This window comes from Bacillus capparidis (genome assembly GCF_017832095.1).
GTDB lineage: Bacteria > Bacillota > Bacilli > Bacillales > Bacillaceae > Bacillus > Bacillus gobiensis.
The window spans coordinates 1,165,067-1,186,470 of record NZ_JAFDST010000002.1 but is presented as its reverse complement, the minus strand read 5'-3'; the positions used below and the strand labels follow the sequence as shown (position 1 = coordinate 1,186,470).

At 42.0% G+C, this 21,404-nt stretch carries 21 protein-coding genes; 11 read left to right on the top strand and 10 right to left on the bottom strand.

Features of this window, described 5'->3' with window-relative positions; translation table 11 throughout:
- Positions 1-22 precede the first annotated feature (22 nt).
- Both JOC74_RS13035 and JOC74_RS13030 read left to right on the top strand, forming a co-directional pair.
- Positions 23-922, top strand: a complete 900-nt coding sequence (locus JOC74_RS13035; RefSeq protein ID WP_225970405.1) for an ABC transporter permease subunit — start codon at positions 23-25, stop codon at positions 920-922.
- A 72-nt stretch (positions 923-994) separates the two neighbouring features.
- Entirely contained in the window at positions 995-4,585 is a 3,591-nt protein-coding gene (locus JOC74_RS13030; protein ID WP_053604968.1) for a glycoside hydrolase family 32 protein, read from the top strand.
- Between the two features lie 45 nt (positions 4,586-4,630).
- Here the strand turns inward: JOC74_RS13030 and JOC74_RS13025 are convergent, their stop codons facing one another.
- On the bottom strand, positions 4,631-5,617 hold the full coding sequence (locus JOC74_RS13025; RefSeq protein WP_053604967.1) for an aldo/keto reductase: 987 nt from the start codon (positions 5,615-5,617) through the stop codon (positions 4,631-4,633).
- A gap of 280 nt (positions 5,618-5,897) precedes the next feature.
- Here JOC74_RS13025 and JOC74_RS13020 point away from each other — a divergent pair, with 280 nt between their 5' ends.
- A complete protein-coding gene (locus tag JOC74_RS13020; protein ID WP_082364157.1) occupies positions 5,898-8,117 on the top strand; it encodes an Ig-like domain-containing protein in 2,220 nt (739 codons plus the stop codon).
- A gap of 139 nt (positions 8,118-8,256) precedes the next feature.
- Positions 8,257-8,487, top strand: coding sequence for a DUF3953 domain-containing protein (locus JOC74_RS13015; RefSeq protein WP_053604966.1), 231 nt, complete (start codon positions 8,257-8,259; stop codon positions 8,485-8,487).
- A gap of 40 nt (positions 8,488-8,527) precedes the next feature.
- On the opposite strand, the gene JOC74_RS13010 is transcribed toward JOC74_RS13015, so the two are convergent.
- From JOC74_RS13010 to JOC74_RS12985, 6 genes are all read right to left on the bottom strand, one after another.
- Positions 8,528-9,265 carry an ATP-binding cassette domain-containing protein gene (locus tag JOC74_RS13010; protein WP_053606159.1) on the bottom strand — a complete coding sequence of 246 codons (738 nt, stop codon included), beginning with the start codon at positions 9,263-9,265 and terminating at the stop codon, positions 8,528-8,530.
- A gap of 35 nt (positions 9,266-9,300) precedes the next feature.
- Positions 9,301-10,074 (bottom strand): ABC transporter permease subunit, encoded by a 774-nt coding sequence (locus JOC74_RS13005; protein ID WP_053604965.1) that lies wholly within the window; start codon positions 10,072-10,074, stop codon positions 9,301-9,303.
- Entirely contained in the window at positions 10,071-11,084 is a 1,014-nt protein-coding gene (locus JOC74_RS13000; RefSeq protein WP_053604964.1) for an aliphatic sulfonate ABC transporter substrate-binding protein, read from the bottom strand. The genes JOC74_RS13005 and JOC74_RS13000 overlap by 4 nt, the downstream gene beginning before the upstream one ends.
- Positions 11,085-11,115: 31 nt before the next feature.
- Positions 11,116-11,952 carry a VOC family protein gene (locus JOC74_RS12995; RefSeq protein ID WP_082364155.1) on the bottom strand — a complete coding sequence of 279 codons (837 nt, stop codon included), beginning with the start codon at positions 11,950-11,952 and terminating at the stop codon, positions 11,116-11,118.
- A gap of 187 nt (positions 11,953-12,139) precedes the next feature.
- Positions 12,140-13,540 (bottom strand): MFS transporter, encoded by a 1,401-nt coding sequence (locus JOC74_RS12990; protein WP_053604963.1) that lies wholly within the window; start codon positions 13,538-13,540, stop codon positions 12,140-12,142.
- Positions 13,541-13,635: 95 nt separating this feature from the next.
- On the bottom strand, positions 13,636-14,169 hold the full coding sequence (locus tag JOC74_RS12985) for a TetR/AcrR family transcriptional regulator (RefSeq protein ID WP_053604962.1): 534 nt from the start codon (positions 14,167-14,169) through the stop codon (positions 13,636-13,638).
- Positions 14,170-14,296: 127 nt separating this feature from the next.
- On the opposite strand from JOC74_RS12985, the gene JOC74_RS12980 reads away from it, so the two are divergent.
- Positions 14,297-14,944 carry a GntR family transcriptional regulator gene (locus JOC74_RS12980; RefSeq protein WP_053604961.1) on the top strand — a complete coding sequence of 216 codons (648 nt, stop codon included), beginning with the start codon at positions 14,297-14,299 and terminating at the stop codon, positions 14,942-14,944.
- A 168-nt stretch (positions 14,945-15,112) separates the two neighbouring features.
- A complete protein-coding gene (gene glyA, locus JOC74_RS12975) occupies positions 15,113-16,456 on the top strand; it encodes a serine hydroxymethyltransferase (RefSeq protein WP_053604960.1) in 1,344 nt (447 codons plus the stop codon).
- Positions 16,457-16,493: 37 nt separating this feature from the next.
- Here the strand turns inward: glyA and JOC74_RS12970 are convergent, their stop codons facing one another.
- On the bottom strand, positions 16,494-16,847 hold the full coding sequence (locus JOC74_RS12970; RefSeq protein ID WP_053604959.1) for a Lin0512 family protein: 354 nt from the start codon (positions 16,845-16,847) through the stop codon (positions 16,494-16,496).
- A gap of 138 nt (positions 16,848-16,985) precedes the next feature.
- Between JOC74_RS12970 and JOC74_RS12965 the strand changes: the two genes are divergently transcribed.
- Complete coding sequence (locus JOC74_RS12965) at positions 16,986-17,390, top strand: hypothetical protein (RefSeq protein WP_053604958.1); 405 nt, start codon at positions 16,986-16,988, stop codon at positions 17,388-17,390.
- Between the two features lie 93 nt (positions 17,391-17,483).
- On the opposite strand, the gene JOC74_RS12960 is transcribed toward JOC74_RS12965, so the two are convergent.
- Together JOC74_RS12960 and JOC74_RS12955 are read right to left on the bottom strand one after the other, a co-directional pair.
- On the bottom strand, positions 17,484-18,119 hold the full coding sequence (locus JOC74_RS12960) for an HAD hydrolase-like protein (protein ID WP_053604957.1): 636 nt from the start codon (positions 18,117-18,119) through the stop codon (positions 17,484-17,486).
- 188 nt (positions 18,120-18,307) lie between these two features.
- Entirely contained in the window at positions 18,308-19,504 is a 1,197-nt protein-coding gene (locus JOC74_RS12955; protein WP_053604956.1) for a YhgE/Pip domain-containing protein, read from the bottom strand.
- Between JOC74_RS12955 and JOC74_RS24305 the strand changes: the two genes are divergently transcribed.
- From JOC74_RS24305 to JOC74_RS12935, 4 genes are all read left to right on the top strand, one after another.
- Entirely contained in the window at positions 19,474-19,617 is a 144-nt protein-coding gene (locus tag JOC74_RS24305) for a DUF1145 domain-containing protein (protein WP_148564368.1), read from the top strand. The genes JOC74_RS12955 and JOC74_RS24305 overlap by 31 nt on opposite strands.
- 72 nt (positions 19,618-19,689) lie before the next feature.
- On the top strand, positions 19,690-20,304 hold the full coding sequence (locus JOC74_RS12945) for a TetR/AcrR family transcriptional regulator (RefSeq protein ID WP_053604955.1): 615 nt from the start codon (positions 19,690-19,692) through the stop codon (positions 20,302-20,304).
- Between the two features lie 20 nt (positions 20,305-20,324).
- Positions 20,325-20,765 carry a DUF3221 domain-containing protein gene (locus JOC74_RS12940; RefSeq protein WP_053604954.1) on the top strand — a complete coding sequence of 147 codons (441 nt, stop codon included), beginning with the start codon at positions 20,325-20,327 and terminating at the stop codon, positions 20,763-20,765.
- Positions 20,766-21,177: 412 nt separating this feature from the next.
- The gene (locus JOC74_RS12935) at positions 21,178-21,336 is read left to right on the top strand and encodes a CxxH/CxxC protein (RefSeq protein WP_082364153.1); all 159 of its coding nucleotides are present in this window, start codon (positions 21,178-21,180) and stop codon (positions 21,334-21,336) included.
- Positions 21,337-21,404 lie beyond the last annotated feature (68 nt).

Below are 21,404 nucleotides of genomic sequence, written 5' to 3'. Positions count from 1 at the left end.
TGAATTACAAAACCGTCTTGGCATGATCATTATTTTAGCCCTATTGTGTCTTATTCTTTCTTTTACCGCACCTAACTTTTTGGAAGTCTCAAATTTACTCAACGTATTAAAACAAGTATCCATCATTGCGATATTGGCAGCGGGGATGACGATCGTCATTTTGACAGGCGGGATTGATCTCTCTGTCGGCTCGACAGTCGCTCTAACCGGAGTCGTCTCTGTTATGGCTTCTGCAGCGGGAGTAAATACCTTTCTCGCGATGCTTATTGGTATTGGAACAGGCTATATTGTCGGCCTGATCAATGGGTTTCTTACCGCCAAAGCTAAGCTGCCCGCTTTTATCGTGACCTTGGGAAGCTTCACATACGTAAGGGGACTTGCTTATGTCATCAGCGGAGGGTATCCGATCGCGCTTCAGGCTGCCGGCTTTAAATTTGTAGGTGCCGGCTATATTTTCGGCATCCCGGTGCCAATATATATCATGCTGATCGTGTACGTGATTATGTTTCTCGTTTTGAAATACACCATGTTCGGCCGTCATATATATGCCATCGGAGGAAACCAGGAAGCAGCAAGGCTGACAGGAATTAAAGTAGAAAGATCGTTGATCAACGTGTACTCCATTAGCGGGCTTCTTGCCGGACTCGGTGGGGTTGTGCTCGCGGGCCGACTGTATTCCGGCCAGCCGACAGCAGGTCAAATGTATGAACTTGATGCGATTGCCGCCGTCATTTTGGGAGGCACAAGTCTTACAGGCGGAGTAGGGAAAATTCAAGGAACGATTATCGGGGTTCTGATCATGGGTGTCATCAGCAACGGACTGACATTAATGGATGTCAACTACTACTGGCAGCTTGTTGTCAAAGGCGGTGTAATCATCACTGCGGTTCTGATTGACCGTCTGCGTGCCCGAAACTCGTAAGCGAGGGGTGGCTTGTCCGCCCCTTAAAGTCTCTATACTTTAAAAAATTAACAACATATTTGGAGGAAGAGAATGAGACTGATAAGCAGGCTGTTAATTGTTGCTTTGTTATGTTCGGTCGTTTTTCAGTTTAATATAGGAACAGCGGCCGGTGCTGATTATTACAAAGAGCCGTTTCGGAACCAATTTCATTTTTCTCCGGAAGCCAATTGGATGAATGACCCAAATGGAATGGTTTTTTTCGAAGGCGAATATCATCTTTTTTATCAATACTATCCATATGGCACCACCTGGGGACCGATGCATTGGGGGCATGCGGTCAGCAAGGATCTTGTAAACTGGGAGCACCTCCCTATGGCCTTGCTGCCGGATGAAAATGGCTGGATCTTCTCTGGAAGCGCTGTCATTGACAAAAATAATACTGCCGGTTTCGGTCAAAATGCCATGGTGGCTATTTTTACTCATGCAGATGGACCGAAGCAGGTACAGAGTATTGCGTACAGTCTTGACAAAGGGAGAACCTGGACGAAATACAATGGGAATCCAGTTATGCCAAATCCGCCAATTCCAGATTGGCGAGATCCTAAAGTTTTTTGGCATGACGGAACACAAAAATGGGTGATGACCCTGGCAGCGAAAGACAAAATTATGTTTTACACCTCACCTGATTTAAAGAATTGGTCTTACGCAAGCGAATTTGGCCCGGATGGGGGCATTCAGGCAAATACTGCTAAAGGGAAATATGCATACAGCCTTTCAAATGATAGAGGCACCTCTTTCACGTACGAAGGGGACGTTATGAATGTTGAAAAGAATGGAAGGATTGGTGCAGGAGGACTTCTCTTCCGTTCGGATGATCCGGCTAAAAACGGATATGCGGCATTGCTTGACGCCGAAGAAAACAAAGTGAAGCTCGTAAAAATCGAAAACGGAATTCCAACAGAAATTCGCTCCAAAGATATGTCAATTCAACCATCAAAAAGTTACCATTTAAAGGTCGTTACAGATGGACCGAACATTTCCGTTTTTGTGAATGGCACTTCAGAGCTCACAGCTTCAGATACAAGTTTTGAAAACGGTAAATTCGGACTTATCGGGCGCAATTCCACCGCTGTGATTCGGAATGTCACATTTACGAACACGACGAACGTAATCACAAACCTATCCGGTTTTCAACCTGCCGGCGGTGAATGGACAAAAACATTAGAAGGACTGACGGGTTCTTCTCCATCGGACGCATTTACCGTTGCAAACGAGACTGGGACCGACTTAATTTACAAAGCAGACATTAAGGTATCAGGTTCGTCTGGAGGAAAAGGTGCAGGTGCCCTTCTCTTTAAAGCAGACAGAGCCGCCCAGAACGGATACGTTGCCAATGTGGACGCGTTAAATGACAAAGTGAAGCTGATGAAAATCGTTGGCGGGCAGATTTCCGTTCTCGCTGAAAAAACGATTGCTCTGGAAACAGATAGACAATACGAATTAAAAGTTGCCACGTTAGGTGACAACATCAAGGTCTACCTTGATGAAACACTTATTCATGATATACATGATGGCGCCTTTTCAAGCGGACATTTTGGTTTAAATGTTTGGAACGCAAAAGCCGTTTTCCAGAACATTAAGGCAGAAAAAAATATTGTTACCAATGAAACGAACATTAAAAATGGAGATTTTGAAACAGGCAATTTCTCCGGGTGGGAAGTATTATCAGGAAATGCCTTCAGCAATGCTCATGTTACAAATGCTACCTCTTATTGGGGAGGATCGTTTGGACAACAAGGGAATTATCATTTGTGGGGAGCGGCACAGATTCCTTTTGATGAACCAACAGGTGAAGCGAGGTCATCTTATTTCAAATTAGCAGGCTCAGGAGAAATCAATTTCATGCTTGGGGGAGGAAACAACGAATCCACCTATCTGGCTTTGATGAGAGCTTCGGATGATAAGGAAATTTTACGGCAGACCAATACAAAGTGGAAAGAAGATGAAACGTACCGTCGTTATATTTGGGATGCTTCTGCTTTTCGAGACGAGGTCCTCTATCTTAAACTCGTAGATTATGAAAAAAATGGATGGGGACATATCAATGTTGACGACATTAAAGTTAATAATACCGGTAGCATGCCTGAAAACATAGACAAAAAAGCACAACCGGTTGAGGAGAACGGGGAAGCAAGGAATAACGGAACGATCGACAACTGGACCGCCGTATCAGGAGAATGGGTGAACTCCACATATGGAAATAACGGAGGCGTGTGGGAATGCCCGGCTCTATTCCAGCTTCCGGTGGCAGGCGATCCGTCGAAGAAAAAATGGGTCTTACAAGTCAGCGTTGGAGATGGTGCGGCTGCGGGAGGCAGCGGCGGCCAATATTTTATCGGCGAGTTTGACGGCAAAACCTTTAAAAGTGACAATCCTCCGCAAGAAACATTATGGACGGATTACGGAGCTGATTTTTATGCCGCTGTTGAATGGAACAATACCGAAGGACCGAACGGAGAAAAATACTGGCTCGGCTGGATGAGTAACTGGAAATACGCAAACCACACGCCGACGACCACTTGGAGAAGCTCAATGACACTGCCGAGAAAAATGGAATTGGCGCAGACTCCGGAAGGTTTACGATTACAGCAGACTCCTGTTTCGCTTCAATCGCTAAGACTAAGCGGGCAAGGTGTTCAATTCCACAATAAGCTGATTCAGTCCGGTCAATCGCTTTCTGCTGGGAAAGAAGCAGAATCGGCTGAATTCATCGTCGAATTTGATGTGGCAGGTTCAGGAGCGAGTGAGGTTGGCTTGAAAGTGCGAAAAGGTATAAATGAAGAAACGGTGATCGGCTATGATCTTCAGGCAAAAAAGCTGTTTGTGGACCGCAGCAAATCCGGTTCATTTGACTTCGGTCCGGATGTAAAGGGTATCCATGCTGCTCCAATGCCTTCAGAACAAGGGAAAATCAGGCTTCATGTGTTCCTTGATCATTCGTCCGTTGAAGTATTCGGCAATCAAGGAAAAAAAGTCATTACCGATCAGATTTTCCCTGGTGCGGCAAGCAAAGGCGTTGAATTGTACAGCAAGGGCGGTACAGTGAATGTTGCCAAATTTGAGATGTATCCTTTGTCGTCTATATGGAAAGAAAGCCCGTTTTCATCCAATCTCACCGGATGGCAAACAAAAAGCGGATTATGGGCCGACACGATAAAAGGCAAGCAAGGGCAAAGTGAAGGAGATTCCTTTATCCTTTCCAGCCAGACTGGCACAAACTTCACCTATGAAGCGGATATTGAGGTGTTGGACACGGATTCCCACCCAAATGATCCGAATAAAGATACCGTTGACAATCGTGTGGGTGCAGGCGGACTGGTATTCCGCTCGGATAATACAGCCAAAAACGCCTATGTTGCCAATGTCGATATTCACCACGACGCCATGAAGCTGATCCGATTTAATAACGGAGTACCGGAAGAGCTTCAAGTCGTGCCGAAGGATCTGGACCCGAACAAGAAATATCATCTCAAGGCAGTCACGAATCAGAATACGATCAAAATCTACTTGAACGGCGAGCTAGTGATTGAAAAAAATGACGATGTCCTTACTAATGGATATTACGGGTTGAATGTGTGGCATTCGACAACAGCCTTCCAAAATGTCCGGGCAACTCAATAACGAGAAAAAACCATGTTCGGAGCTGATCCGGACATGGTTTTCTAGTTATAAATTTACACTTTTCATCCCGGCTTCATGATAACGATCACCGACAGCAGCTCCAAGCGGCGCTGCTTCGTTGATTCGCGCCACGTCACTTTCTGATAAGTGGATATGAAGGGCGCCGATATTTTCTTCTACATATTTTATTCTCTTCGTACCCGGGATCGGTACGATGTCATTCCCTTGAGCCAGCAGCCAGGCAAGAGCGAGCTGTGAAGGCTGACAGCTTTTTTCCTCAGCTATTTCTTTTATCCTGTCTACCAAATCGAGATTCTTCTGGAAGTTCTCGCCTTGGAAGCGTGGAGAAAAACGACGATAGTCGTCCTCGTCTAAGTCGTCAAACGTTTGAATTTGTCCGGTCAAAAATCCCCGGCCTAACGGGCTGTAAGGTACAAACCCAATTCCCAACTCTCTAATCGTCGGCAGGATTTGTTCCTCCGGTTCCCTGCTCCAAAGCGAATACTCTGTTTGCAGCGCAGAAATTGGATGTACGGCATGGGCCCGCTTAATCGTTTCCGGTGCAGCTTCAGATAATCCAATGTATCGCACCTTTCCTAGCTGAACCAAATCTGCCATGGCTCCAATCGTTTCTTCAATGGGAACCGTAGGATCGACCCGGTGCTGATAATACAGGTCAATATAATCAACACCAAGACGGCGAAGGCTTTTATCACAAGCCTCTCTCACGTAATCCGGATGGCCGTTTACCCCTAAAAAGGTGCCGTCTTCTGCTCTGACGTTGCCAAATTTGGTTGCCACAATCACTTGATTTCGAATGCCTTTGATTGCCCGGCCGACTAATTCTTCGTTTTTTCCGACACCGTACATATCGGCGGTATCTAAGAAATTGATCCCTGCATCAATGGCATAATGAAGTGTTTTGATCGATTCCTCATCATCCCGTGCACCATAAAAATCCGACATGCCCATACATCCCAATCCAAGAGCGGATACTTCCAAGCCTGTGCTGCCAAGCTTTCTTATTTCCACGGTTACCCATCCTTCCATTTTAAATTATATATAAATTTCGATAGGAAACGGGAGAATCCTTTCTGGGAATTGTTAAAGTTTCATGTTTCAGCTATTGTCTGTTGGAATTTATAGTGCCGGAGCTTGGAATGATGCCGGAATTCTGTCCACCTTTAAATACAACCGTAATTTTCCAAGGTAAATTTTTACGGAATATTTATCTTAAATTTACAATTAATTTTTATTCGTTCTGTAGAATCGGCACTAGGTCAAATTTTATCTAAAAAAGGAGAAGGATATTTTGAAGTTGAACCAATTCAAAAAAGCAGCAGCAATCGCAGCCGTATTCTTGCTAACCTTAGGTATGTTTTTTGCAGCTCCCGGTATTTCGGCAAAAGCAGCGGAAAACCCTATGAATGTTACTCCAGATCCAAATGCGCCAAAAGGAAACGTAAAAAAAGTCATTCCTACATTCACTGGGGATGCCAAGACGACAAAAGGATTTACTTGGTATACAACACATGCATCCGGGGCAAGTGATTTGCAAATTGTAGAAAAAACAAATGAAACTCCCGATTTTAGTAAGGCGAAAAAGTTTAAAGGGATCAGCTACGTATCAACAAACGATAAAGAAGAAATCGTACATAAAGCAGAAGCAAAAGGCTTAAAAGCCAATACCGAGTATCAATATCGTGTCGGCGATGAAAAGCTTGGCATATGGAGTGAAGTAGGGACAGTGAAAACAGCGCCCGAATCAGGTGCGTTCACATTTATGAACTTAACCGACCCGCAAGCAAAAACAGAGGAAGAAGCCATTTTGGCCGCTCAAACGTTTAATAAAGCAGCCGAAACGATTAAAGGAGAATCGTTTATGGCGGTAACCGGCGACTTTGTTGACAAAGGCAATATTGAGGATCAGTGGGACTGGCTAATTGAAAATAGTAAACAAACGTGGGGAAATACGACAGTTGCTCCTGCTGCCGGAAACCATGAAAAGCAGCCTAATTCTTTTATAGACCACTTTAACATTCAAGAAGCACCGGGCAGTGATACTACAACCGGCGCATATTATTCATATGATTACAGCAACACTCATTTTGTCGTATTAAATAACAATGAAGATTCTGAAGAATACGCTGATTTTACACCTGCACAAATGAAATGGATGAAATCAGATATTCAAAAAGCGAAGGCAAACGGGGCAAGATGGGTGATTGTTTTAATGCATAAAGGTCCATATACAACCTCCAACCATGCGACTGACTCAGATATTATTGATGAAAACGGGGTTAGAAATAAGATTGCACCAGTCATTGCTGAGCTTGGCGTTGATTTTGTATTCCAGGGACATGATCATATTTATGCCCGTTCAAAACCAATTAATAAGGAAAACAAAGCTACAGAACAAACAAAAATTAAAGAAATGATAAACGGAAAGTCGATTGAATATACAGTCAATCCGGATGGATCGATTTATTTTATTCCAGCCACATCCGGTCCTAAAGTATATTATAAAAATCAAGATCCAATCTTGGGTGATGAATTTTACAGCAAATTTGAACTTGCCGATGAAAACCATGCAGCTAAATATGGATCAGATCCGGAAGATTCATCAAGGCCGGTTCGTGGAGCGATTCAAAACTTCGCAAGTGTAACGATTGACGTCAACCGGTTAACTGTTGTTTCGTATGAAATTGATCGAAATAAAGGAATGGACCCATACATTATTGACCAGTTCGGGATTGAGAAAAAAGATGTACAAGCTCCTGCAAAGCCAAAGGTCGACGATGTAAGTGATGCAGATGCATTCGTCACAGGCACAGCAGATGCGAATGCGAAAGTGACAATCAAAAGCGGAAACAACGAAATAGGCAGTGCTTCAGCCGACAAAAATGGGAAATTTAAAGCTGAGATTCCGAAACAAAAACCGGGAACAGAGCTCACGGTATATGCAGAAGATGCTGACGGAAACAAAAGTGAAGAAGTAAAGGTGACTGTCAGCGATAAAACAGCGCCAGCAAAGCCGAAGGTAAACGAGGTTAATAACGAGGATACAGCCGTTACAGGTAAAACAGAAGCAAATGTAAAAGTCACAGTAAAAGCAGGAAATACCGAATTGGGAAGTGCTTCTGCCGATAAAGAAGGCAACTTCAAAATCGCTATGGAAAAACAAGCGGCAAACACAGAACTAGTTATCTCTGCAGAAGATATGAGCGGAAATAAAAGTGAAGAAACGAAAATCAAAGTCGTTAAAAAAGAGGTATCTGCCGAGCCTATTTCCAATACTAATGAAAATGACGATGACAGCAAAGTCTCAGGAAATGACGAAAGCTCAGACGACAGCAGCCAAAACAATGATATCAACGATAATCAAGAATCAACTGACAGCAGCATGGACGATGTATCAGAAAATGAGTTGCCTGATACCGCAACGAATATGTATACATTGCTTTTAATTGGGGCTGCTTTCATTGTTATTGGTGGCGTTAGCTTTATAGTTAATAGAAGAAAAATGGTTTAGTCTCATTGAAAGGCGAAAAACCAGATCATGGAATTTTCCTGCTCTGGTTTTTTAGTTTCACGTGAAACAAGAATGGTAAATAGATAATGTATGTTATGATAAATATTGGTATTTTATCTGTGGAGGGAGGATCATAAGTTTGCTTAAAATCTTCCGTATTCTAATTGCTGTCATCGTCATTATTTTATCAGGCTTTTCATTACTTACAGATTATACAGGGATATTGCCTATAATGAATTTTTTCTTAGGTTTGATGTTGCTTGTTATGGGAATAGAAGAAATAAAAGCAAACAAAAAACGATTAGGTTATATCTTAATTATTTCATCTGGCGTTATATTTATTGTGTTTATCCTAACTCTAGTCGGTTGAAAAAAATTCCAAAACGAACTAGATGTCTACTTTGAGATTTTCATTTATTCATAATCCTGCTTAACACTTCGTTTTCTAATTCGATCAATTTTGAATCGGCGAGCTGTCTTGGCCGCGAAGAATGATTCTTTACATCCAACCCGATTTTTCCATCTTCAATCAAAATTACCCGATCGGCTAAACGCACTGCTTCTCTGACATCATGAGTGACAAGGAGGGCGGTGAAACCATTTTCCAGCCAAATTGTTTCAATGAGCTGCTGCATCTCCATGCGAGTTAACGCATCAAGTGCACTTAAAGGTTCATCCAGCATGAGCAACGAAGGTTCTCGAACTAGCGCTCGGGCCAAAGCAACCCGCTGCTGCTGTCCTCCTGATAATGTTGAGGGCCATTCATCCTGAAACGAAAGCAAGCCGACGGCATCGAGGACTTTTTCCGCTTTTTCCTTCCATTGTCCATTTAACCCCAATCCAACATTATCGATAACTTTCTTCCATGGAAATAGCCTAGAGTCCTGATACATCATAGTCATATTTTCTTTTGATTCTTCCGGTGTTTGCCCGTTAAACAGCAATGAACCTGAACTAATTTTCTCCAACTTTGCAATCAAACGAAGCAATGTGCTTTTTCCGCTTCCGCTTTTGCCGACAATCGCTAAGAATTGTCCTTTTTCAATAGAGAGATTTATGTCTTTGAGAACTTCTTTTTCTCCAAAACTTTTATTTACATGTTTAAGTACGATCTCTATCGGCTCAATGGCTGTATTTGCTACAGCCATATGTGGTGTTCGCGCTTGTTCCAAATTTCTCACTCCTATGCTTGCTTCCGGTAATTTGGATGCCATCTAAGGGCATATTTTTCACCCAACTGAGTCAGTATATCCGCAAGCTTGCCAAACAAAGCATAAATAACGATACTGACAATAATGACATCCGTTTGCATAAATTGTCTTGCATTCATAGCTAAATATCCGATTCCTTGATTAGTCGCAATTGTTTCCGAGACAATAAGAGTTAACCACATGACACCAAGAGCATATCGAATTCCTACAAAAATTGAGGGAAGAGCACTAGGCAGATAAACCTGCTTAAACAATTGCCATCCTTTTAAACCATACATCTTTCCGACCTCGACAAATCCTGGATTTACGGTTCGAATACCGTGTAACGTATTAATATAGATCGGAAACATCACACCTAAAGCCACTAAAAAAATTTTAGAAGGCTCTCCGATTCCAAGCCAGACAATAACCAAAGGTAATAACGCCAGGTGCGGAATATTCCGTATCATCTGGATGGAGGTATCAATAGCCTGAAAAGAGAAGTTTGACCATCCATTTAAAACACCGAGAAGCAAACCAATAATCCCTCCAATTAAAAGTCCCGTGAAAGCTCGGTACAGGCTGATCTCAATATGATCGACTAGTACTCCGTTTGAGAGTAAACCCCAAAATGACGAGAGGACAGATGTTGGGGCAGGAAATAGGCTCGGAGAAACGACTTCAAGCACAGCTACTATTTGCCAAAGGATTAAAAATAGGACGGGAATAACCCAAGGCAGAGCTTGTTTTTCTAAAACTTTTTTCATGAATCCTCACCTTCAGATGAATTTACTTTTGGTTTCCACTCTGGATCGATAGGCATCACCTCAGAAACATCTACTTTTTTTTCTATAATGCCAAAGCGATAGAAATCATCTGCTTCTTTTTGCTGAGCCTCTACTATTTCCGGCGTAATTCGATCGACACCATACTCTCTTCGATCAATTGCTCTTTCCATGACCTTTACATCGATGCCTATGATCTGTGCGACTTGTGCTGCCACTTCTTTTTTGTGTTTATTTGAATATTGATCGGATCGATCCGTCTCCTCTAATATTGCTTCCACCAAATTTGGATGCTGATCAGCAAATTCTTTTGTTGCATAATAAAAGGTACGGTTTGGGTAATCATCAGGTGTTAAATTATGCTTTAATGTTTTTGGCTTTAGGCTTTCTTCCACACCTGCAAAGAAAGGATCCCATGTAGCGAGAGCATCCACTTCACCTGATTCAAAAGCAGCTCTTCCTTGGGAAGCGTCCGATGTGTACACCCATTCAATATCCTCTTCAGTAAGTCCTTCTTGTTCTATTGCTAAAAGAGCGAGATAATGGTGATTTCCGCCTTTAAAAACCGCTACTTTTTTACCTTTTAAATCTGCATAGGTTTGAATATCGCTGTCTTGTTTTACCATGGTGCCAACGCCCTCTAGATTTGGAATGCTTGCCCCAGTGTATACAAGCTCCTTCCCGGTAGCCTGCGCAAATATTCCCGGTCCGTCTGCTGCATTTCCATAATCAATATTTCCAGTTGAAAGAGCCTCCAGTAATGTCGTCCCAGATTCAAACTCTATCCATTCGACTTTGTATCCGTCTTTTGCTAGCCTTTCATCTAAATAACCATTCTCCTTCAAAATATTTAAAGTGTTACCTTTTTGGTAGCCGATCTTAACTGTTTTGTCCCCGTTTTCTCCACTCGATGAATTTTGACCGCAGGCTGAAAGAATAAGAGTAAAGAAGATTACTAAAAATATGTAGATGAAACCATGTTTTAACTTCATGAGTATCTCTTCCTTTATGGTTGTATTTTTTTTATTTCAGTAGATTGAATGAAGAAGGTAATTGATAGACTCCCCCTGAAATCGATTGATTGTATCCACTATTTTCATTAGTCAAGCTTACTAAGAATGGTCTTTCACCCCTTTCATCCAATACGCTTGAGACGATCCCATCTCCATTCTCTGCGGCAAAAACTAGATTTGTACCAGGTAGATATAACGTCTGGCACTTTGCTTGAAGCGTGTCATCTATAAACACGGGACCAGATTCAAGTGAAAACCAGCGTTTCCAATTCTCCACTGATTTTGTTAAATCGCGGACTGAAAAAACCACCTTAGTAAATGGTAATTTCTTTTCCTGAGTTGATTGAACAATCCCTTGTTCAGAGAGCTCTTTATACCTATCTTCATCACTACTTCCCCAGTCGATAAAGAATGGGAGAGGCAAGTCTGAGCCTTCATCATGTGCATAAAGCAATTCCCATTCAATAAGAGTACCATCCGGACGCCTTCTCGAAAGAGGTACTGGACCATTTGTCGATAATCCTTGGTTTTGGAGACTTTCAGCTAACTGATGCAAATTGTTTGTTCGCAAAGCTATTCGAGCAAATCCTTCTTTAAATCCATCCTTTTCAATAGTAGAAAACGGACTGAATGTGACTTGGGCAGCCTCATTTTCTCTAAATAACTGTCGATCGAATATCCCTAATAACTCGATATAACTTAATCCAAAGTGGCTTAAATAATTATTTGTCCCTCTTGTTTCGTGCTTTCCGCCCTCTACAGAGTGTATTCCGAGTTTAGCTAAGAACTCGCTTGTTTTTTTGGGATGTTCTACGTAATGAATAATATGATCAAAGCTTATATTCATATCAGCAACTCCTTCATCATTTTAAGTATACTAAACAAATAGGAATATAAGTGATTTAAGCATACATTTATTAGAATATCAATATAAAATTCAAATAATTAGTAATTGTAAGAATGATAATGATAAAGATTAATATAAAAAAAGCGGAGCCCTTAAACAGCCGGGTCTCCGCAAGTATCTTTTATTTTTAAGAACTAACATTCTTCAGTTGTACAGCAACAGCTTCTCTAACCAAGATGACGACAATTCCGAGCGCAAGCACGAGAAATACCGAGCCCCCGATTAACGATGGAACGATATGCTCACTAAAGCTGTCAGGAGACGTGATGGCAGACCCCGATCGGAAAATCATCGTGCAAATCGCGATACCGAAAACACCGCCAAGCTCACGGGTTGCATTGCTTACTCCGCTTGCCTCACCTGAAGATGATTCCGGTACAGAGGAAAGAATCCCATGGGCGAGCGGGGTGAAGCTTAGACCCATACCAGTCCCTGTAATCATCATGAAAGGAGCGAGATAACCGAAAGGAGAATCAGCTCCAAATGCCGTGATAATAATGGCAAAACCGGCTACCCCGATTGCTTGCAGCAGCAGCCCAAGAGACAGGACTGGTCTTGTTCCAAGCTTCGTGACGGCAAGACCGGCAAGCGGAGCGGCGATCATCGTGCATCCTGTCCATACCATTTCTCTTACCCCTGCCTCCAGCGGGCTATAGCCTTGTGCCTGCTGCAGAAATAGTGTCAGAAGAAAAATGGTTCCAAAGATTCCCCCATTCATAAGGAATCCAGCAAAAATAAGTGCCGTGTAGCGACTGCTGCGAAAGAAATCAAAGCGGATAAACGGTACCTTGCGTCTTCTTTCGTAAGCATAAAACAACAGTAAAAACAGGATTCCCCCGCCGATTGAACCTACGACAACCATCGAGTCCCAGCCTCTAATATTTCCTTCTTGCAATCCGAAAATGATTCCAAACATACCGGCGCCAAGGAAGAGGATACTGAAAAGGCTGATTGGCTTTGACTCGCCTTTGGATTCTGGCAGCAACCTTAGACCCAGCAGGAGTGCGAGGATGCCAACCGGAACGTTCACCCAAAAAATCAGCTGCCACGGGAGCCCTTCGGTAATTAATCCGCCGACAAGTGGGCCAACAGAAAGCCCGAGGCCTGATATACCGGACCAGATGCCCATCGCTGCAGCCCGTGTATCTTCAGTAAAAACATGATGAACAAGGGTAAGGCTAAGGGGAACGATCGCTGCCCCGCCGATGCCTTGCAAAGTACGGGATAAAATGAGCTCGATTGGACTTCCGCTCAATCCAGAAAACGCCGATCCCAAGGTGAAAAGGATAACTCCCATTAAAAACATCCGCTTTCTGCCAAATCGTTCTCCCAGCATGCTGAAAGGAATAAGCAGTACAGCAAAGGCAAGCGTATAGGAATTCATAAACCATTCCAAATCAGAGATGCTTGCATCGAACGATTCCTGAATCGAAGGCAAAGCAACACCTAAAACCAAATTATCGAGCATCGCCATAAATAGAGCAGCACAAGTAATCACCAATACTGTGACTCTTGTTGATGTAAACATAAGAAATCATCCCTTCAATTATTTATTGATAAATAAATATGATATGGAACTACAGCAAAGCCTAGAACTTCATTGGCTTTGCTGATAAAAAAATCTTATTTCTCTGAATCGTCATCCCATGGAATCAACTTCGGCATATCTAAAACTTCAGCCATAGAGATTAAAAGTCCCGTTCCGATAAATCCACTTGCCTTAGTTTCAGGATCATCCAGCCCTGCATCAGCAAAACGGTCTTTTACACGTTCGAACACCGAATCAAATTCAGCTTTCACATATTCTCTGATCGCTGTTTCTGGAATCGTAAAAGCCATCATGACCAACAAAATTTCGTTACGAGAATCGGTCAAAAGCTCTGTGAATGCTTTGCCCATCTTGTCTTCCAGTTGATATGACGGTGCATCTACGCTGGAAAAAGCATGCATGACTTTTTCGTTTGCTCTCTGTAAAACAGCCAAATACAGTTCTTCTTTCGTTTTAAAAAAATGGAATACGTAAGGCTGTGTCACCCCAACCAATCGGGCTACATCAGCTGTGGTGGTTTTATAATACCCTTTCTCGGCAAAAAGCTCTGCGGCTGCATTCAGGACCTGCTCTTTGCGATTGCGGGCGATTTCCTCTTTACTGCTCATAAACTATCCTTTCTTTTATTTATTAATCAATAAATGAAAGTTACCATAAGGACAATAGCATTGTCAATAAAGACTTTTCCAAGAAAATTAATACTCTCTCCTTCATTGGATGTGATATATTGATTTTATGAAAAATATCAATCAAATTAGTCGAATTTCTCTTCGGGATCAAGTGTATCAAAAGCTGCGATTGGCCATTATCAATCTTGAATTAAAGCCGGGGGAGCGAATTAATGACAAGAACCTGGCTGAGCAATTCGGAGTGAGCAGAACTCCGGTCAGAGAAGCTCTTAAAAGGCTGGAGGATGAGAGCCTGATTGAATCATCCCCGGGAGCTGTGACAAGAGTGACCTTAGTAAATGAACAGGAGGCGAAACACGCGTTTACGGTTGTGGCGACCTTGCATTCCTTAGCAGCCAAGCAGGCACTTCCATTTTTGGACGATTCTCATGCGAAAGAAATGGAAGAAATAAATAAAGAATTTGAACGAGCAATTAATGATGGAGACGGGATGAAAGCTGTAAATGAGGATAGAAGGTTTCATGAGATCATTTTAAAAGCATCCAACAATCCCGAAATCGGCGTTGCCCTTGAACGACTGATGCCGAAAATTCACCGGCTTGAGCTTTTAAAATTCAGCTCGATGAAAGGGACATCCTCTGTCAATGAACACCGCCAAATCATTCACCTCATCAAACAAGCCGATAAAAAGAATCTCCCGCAGCTTATTGAAGAAAATTGGATGAGTCTATCCCAGTTGCTCACAGAGCCATGATTCAGACTGCCCCCGAGATAGAAGGGCAGTCTGTTAAATAATCTAACAGATTAGTGGTATTTCCATATTTTCATGATAAAAATAAGTAGAGCAGATATTGCTTTTTTTCTTTGTTAAAATTGATATATTGGTTTTTGGTTTTTATAAAAGAAGGGAGAGTTGAAAAATATGAGTACACCCACCTATCAGAAAGACGCGCATGAGGTCCATGATCCTGAGGTTCTGAGTAAGGCGAGAGCCATCATTGAAAAATGTTCGTCACCTAAATTGATGCAAAAGGAAGTCATTGATGCTGTTGAACGAAATGCGATATGGAGAGGAGAAGAATGCCTGAATTTATTGGCTCCTGAAGCGCCAACGAGCCCGACGGTCAGAAAGCTTTTGGCGTCAGAGGTCGGAACGAGAGCAGCAGAAGGACACATCGGCCCGACGCAAAGATGGTTTGCAGGTACGACCCATATTGATGAAATCGAAGCTCTTTGTGTAGAGCTGTTAAAGAAGGTGTTTAAGTCTAATTACGCAGATCATCGGCTGGTTGCGAGCATGCTGGGGAACCTTACCGTTTATGCAGCACTGACGAAGCCGGGAGATAACATCATGACGATTCCGCAGCCAACCGGAGGCCATTCCAGCAATCGTTACGACGGGCCCGCCGGAATCAGGGGATTGAATATATACGATGTTCCTATGGATCCGCAGGAGTTGACGGTTGATCTTGATGCGTTTGCAAAAAAAGCGAGAGAGATCAAGCCTCGATTAGTTGCCCTTGGAGCATCCATGACCCTATTCCCGTTTCCATTAAAAGAAATGACACAGATTGTTCAGGAATGGGGAGGAAAGATTTTCTTTGACGGAGCACACCAGCTCGGATTAATCGGCGGCGGCCAATTTCAGGATCCGCTGTCTGAAGGTGCTTGTGTGATGACGGGTTCGTCTGGGAAGACCTTCAGCGGACCGCAAAGCGGAATTATCCTCTGGAATGATCCTGAAATCAACAAGCCGATTACGGATGCGATTTTCCCGGCGCTTGCAGCGACCCATCAGGTGAACCGTGTAGCTGCGTTAGCGGCAGCTGCCGCTGAATTTTTGGCATTTGGTGAGGAATATATGGCGCAAATTGTGAAGAATTCAAAGGCGTTAGGAAAAGCGCTTCATGACAGAGGAGTAACGATGCTCGGCGCTCATAAGGGATTTACGAAAACCCATCAGGTCATAGCTGATGTACGCTCATTTGGGAACGGACTCGATATCGCTAAGAAATTAGGTGATGCAAACATTATTACGAATAAAAATCTCATTCCAAGCGATAAGCCTGAGGATTGGGATTACCCAAGCGGCTTACGGATCGGGACAACTGAAGTCACAAGGCTCGGAATGAAGGAAAACGACATGGAAACTGTTGCAGACTTTATGATCGACGTCCTCGAAGACCGGAAGCAGACGGAACAGGTTCGAAAGGAAGTCATTGAGTTCCGCAAAGCCTATCAAAAAATTCATTATTGCTTTGACTAAGAAAAAGAACTCCAAAGGGGAAAATCCTTTGGAGTTTTTAATAGCCGGTTTCCACAGCCGCATTGACGATGTACATATGATCTGTATTCGTTTCTTCTGATTCATTTGCGCTTCGCGTCGCCATACCGCCTTCTCTCACTTCAACGGAAACAGAACCAAACGGCAGCACCGTTTTCACTTTTTCAACATCGACCTGATCTTTATCTCCGGGAACGGCAAGCTTAATATTCACCTTGAGCCTGTCAAGATCTTTATCGGGAAGAACCTCTTTAATACCCGGAATCGAATTTGAAAGAACAGCATTTTCCACTGCCCGGATTGAAGCCTTCGTTACATCTTTTCCATGCAAATCTATGCCATAGCCAGTCTGTATAAACAGCAAGGTATTCACCGTATCACGCTCCTGTTTTTATTTGTTAGTACTGGTGTTTCCCCCGGAGCTATGATGAGAAACCTTTATTGAAACATTGATATTTACCGAAAATTGAGAATATTGTTGTATGATAGAAAGAAAGGAGGGCGTATTCCTTTGTCTATGAAAAAAGGAAAGGCACTATTTCTTATGATCCTCGTGGTATTATGTTTGTCTGCGTGTTCCAAAAATATGACGTTTAGCGGTGAGAGTGAAAATTGGACAGCTGAATTCTTTCTTTTTCAACATAACGAAATGGAAGATGCGAACATCGTGCTTCGCTATAAAGGTGAGGAGGAGATTAATTCTATCGGTCCATTTGAATATAAAGCTGAGAGCATTGGGTATGGATTTGCCAGGGGAGGAGCCGAATTAAATAAGGAAGGAGTTTTTGAAGACAGTGAGGGACTGAGCGAAAGAACGACTCCTGAAAACGAGGAAATCGAGACGACTGTGAAATGGAAGGGGAAGACGGAAAAAATCATATTAACGTTAAAGACTAATACTGTTGGGCCTCTTTAGGTAAATATGTTTTGCCCCGCCCCAACTCTACCGATAAAGCGCCCCTTTCTAAAAAAGGCGCTTTTTTTCTAAAATAAGGAATACAGTAACTATCTATCTATTAGCCTCTTGAATAGCATCTATAATTTCCACTGGCTTGCTGACTATAAAATCAGGATTTGCTTGGGACAAAAGCTCCTCAAAATCATACCCCCACGTTACTGAGATGATTTTAATGTTACTTTTTCTACAAGCAATAATGTCACGGTGCTCATCCCCAATAAAAATAACATTCTCCCTTGCAACTTTTTCTTTTTTAATGTAATTGTTGAGAGTTAAATGTCTACCGAAAAAACGATGGGACGTGAGGATCTCATCAAAATATTCCATTTGATTTAATTGTAAAAATTGCTCAATGTTTTCTTTAGAATTTGCAGAAAGAAGTATTAATTTAAATCCTGATTCCTTTAATGTCTGCAAAACAGACTGAATATCTTCAACTGGTTCAAGATAAGGAATAGCTTCTTTATATTTTTTGACAATATCGATTGTTAACATTGGAATTTTTACAAGAGGAACATTAAACTTTTTAAAACGCTCTTTAAAAGTAATCGTACGTATGTAATCGCTTTGATCTTGGGGCATTCTTGTGTACTTGTATTTATCTGCAAAGCTATTAAAAAGGTCAAATACTAGTTGTGCTGACTCAACGATAGTTCCATCAAAATCAAAAATAGCTGTTTTAATCATTCTTCACGCTCACTCTTCTTAATTAGTTTAATACTAATGAAAATGTATCGTATTAATTAAATTTTGTAAATATAACTATTTTCTTAAAATTAAATCATTTTAATTGCTCCATTTCCAAGTCCAGAACACCGCTTTAAATCTTTCCGACAAATAAAAAAAGCGCCCCTTTTAAGGCGCTTTTCTGTCTTCTATGCATCTAATTGAGTTTGCACGACTGTCTCTTTTTCAGGTACTGTTCTGAGAATTGGTTTCAGCGCAGAGGCCAGCAGCACGAGAAGGCTGACAAAACCGATTTCGAGCAGAATCGTCGTCGGAGCGTTCAACCTCAAACCTTGATCGAAGAAAAATAATTCACGAAGCCCTTCGACCATAAAGCGCATCGGCAGCCAGGAGTAGATCCACTCACGGTAAAAATCAGACATAAACTCCGGAGCCATAGCCAATAGCGGTGCGCCAAAGAAAAGGGTAAGAATAAAAATCGGAATTCCTCTCAAGCCAATCCATGAAAGAATCGCCGAAATCATTAAGAAAAAGCTAAAATACGTGATCGAAAGAAACAAGGCTGTATCTGTAAATCGAGGGATATCGATGCCAATCCAGTTATCAGAAATCCACGTCGCACCAAATCCGACAAGAAGGGCCAATACTCCCCCAACAAGTACTTGTGTCAGTTTCGCAGCTAATGTTTCGATTCGGTTGGTAAAGACCAATCGATTAATAACGAGAAATAAAATGACGGAGCCAATAATGCTGCCCATCCATATTGGCTGAAATAACGAGACGGGAGCATTGCCGTTCGCGCTGTGAGTGCCGATCTCATTTACGTTAACGACCTTTTTGGTGATCGGGGTCACCAAGGCAGAAGCCTGAGTCGTTGTGACTGTGCCTCCTTGTTTTTCAAATCCTTCTAAAACCTGCGTCCGAACATTATGATTCACATTGTCGACAACTTGATTGAGAATTTGTGAAGCTGCATTCGCAGCGGCTGTGTTCATTCCCTGATTCACGAGGATTTGCACTTCCGGAGCGGACGGCTTTTGCGTTTGCAGGGAAGCCTGCTTCTGGCTGAAATTCTCCGGAATGACGAGAGCAGCGTAATAATCCTGATGATTTAAACCGTCCCTTACTTCTTCCTCACTATTCACTTCAATCCAATGTACAGCATCTTCTTCATTTGCATTCTGGATATTTTCAACAATGGTGTCTCCCATATTTAATTTTTGTTGATTAGGAAGAGTTACTCCTGCATCTTCGGTGACAACAGCAATAGGCAGGTTCGTAGGAGTGGGATTAATGGATGGAATCATCGTAAGGCTAAAGATCAAAACAACCGCCAAAATTATAACGGGCGACAATAAGACTAATCTTTGTTTTAAAAGTTTCATTTTACCATCCTTATCCTAAAAATTTTAATCAGATAATGAACACATTGTTGATTATCTGTCTTGGAATTCATTATAATATGATTAAAAATGAATGCAATAAACAATATTTTTGAAAATGGCCATTACTTAACACATGCATCGTAAATGTTAATTATCTTGATAATTATTTCACAAGGTGGGGAAATATGGAGAAGCAAACAAACGACAGACGAAGTATTCGAACGAAGCGATTGATTCGCGACGCCTTTACGAAATTAATGGAGGAAAAAGGCTTCGAGAGGATCACCGTTAGAGATTTGACGCAAAAAGCAGACATTAATCGCGGCACGTTTTATTTACATTACCGGGATAAACATGATTTGCTGGAGCGGAGTGAAGCTGAGATTCTGCAAGAAATCGAAGATATTCAAAAGATTGCAGGGAAAATCAATCCGATTGAAATATTAAACAGCGACTTTAAAGAACCGTTGCCCTTCATTATGAAGCTTTTTGAATACATTGAAGAGAACGCTGATTTTATCAAGGTAATTTTAGGTCCAAAAGGAAACCCCGGTTTTCAAGTGAAAATTAAAGAAATGATGAAAAAAAATATGCTGCAAAAAATCGTAGAGCATAAAGAAGAGGACACACTGGTTCCTGAGGAATATTTAATTTCATACGTCACCTCTGCATATATCGGAGTGATCCAGCAATGGTTAGACGGCGGCTTGGTTCAATCGCCGCGGGACATGTCTTTAACTTTATCACGAATGAACATTCTTGGGCCTTTTCGTGCGGCGGGATTGTTTAAGCCCGAATAATCAATTGAGGGGAGATAACCATGAAACGAATTGTTTTCGCGATAAGCATTATAGCCATGGCGCTCACTGGCTGCGGCACAAATCAGGGGAGCATTCCCGAGGAAGAACAAGCATGCATTCAGGGCAAAGTTACAGAAGTAAATCATCATAAGCAGACAGGCAATATCCCTGAGGGTGAGAAGCAGGACATAGATCCTGAACAAAGAGTTTCAAGTGATGACCCGGGAGGAACCTCTTCACAGAATGATCACATCGGTTCTATTTTTGTTGAAGGAGAGAAGGAATCCGATAAGTTTGTGATTTCTGTTGATGACAATACGGAAATCATCGGGCAAGCAGAAAAAGAGATCGAGTTTACGGAAATCTCCGAGGGGGCTAAAGTGGAGGTTTACTGTGTTGGTGGAATACAAGAATCATATCCCGCTCAGGGGATGGCAGGAAAGATCATTGTGACCGAATAAAGGAACAAGGATGCTGAACCTTAAGCATCCTTGCCTGCGTTTGATCAATGAAACGTTTGTTTCATTCTTTTTTTCTAACCGCGCGAGCCTTTCGGTAATTTTTTTCAGCTCCTGGACGATCTCGTCGTTTCAAGAATGCTTGTCAATTTCAATTGCAACAAAGCGGATTACCTGGATAAAAATATAGAGAAGGATACAAATAAAAACCAAACCTAATAAAAAATGCCGACTATGTAAACAAAGTTATGAACACCCCATATCTATTTGTAACAAATCCACAACAAGATAGGAAGAATAGTTGTACTCTGGATAACATGTGGATAAAATGTAACATGGCAAAAAAGTTATGCACCTGTGAATTGTTCACAGAAAAATCTCTACTTTTCCACAAATTTTGAGGAGGATTTTTTTTATGAAAAGCTGCGAAGAACATATAGAAACAGTGATTGATATGTATGTAGACGAGGAAGAACTCGCACCAGAAATCAGAAAAATCAAAACTACACACAGTTTATCCACAACCTGTGAATTATGCAACAAACCCGCTGTATATTTAGTGGGGAACGAATGATCGCCTACAAGATACAGACATTTTATCCACACCTGTGGACAAAACATAGGGATAACTTGTTCTTAAGG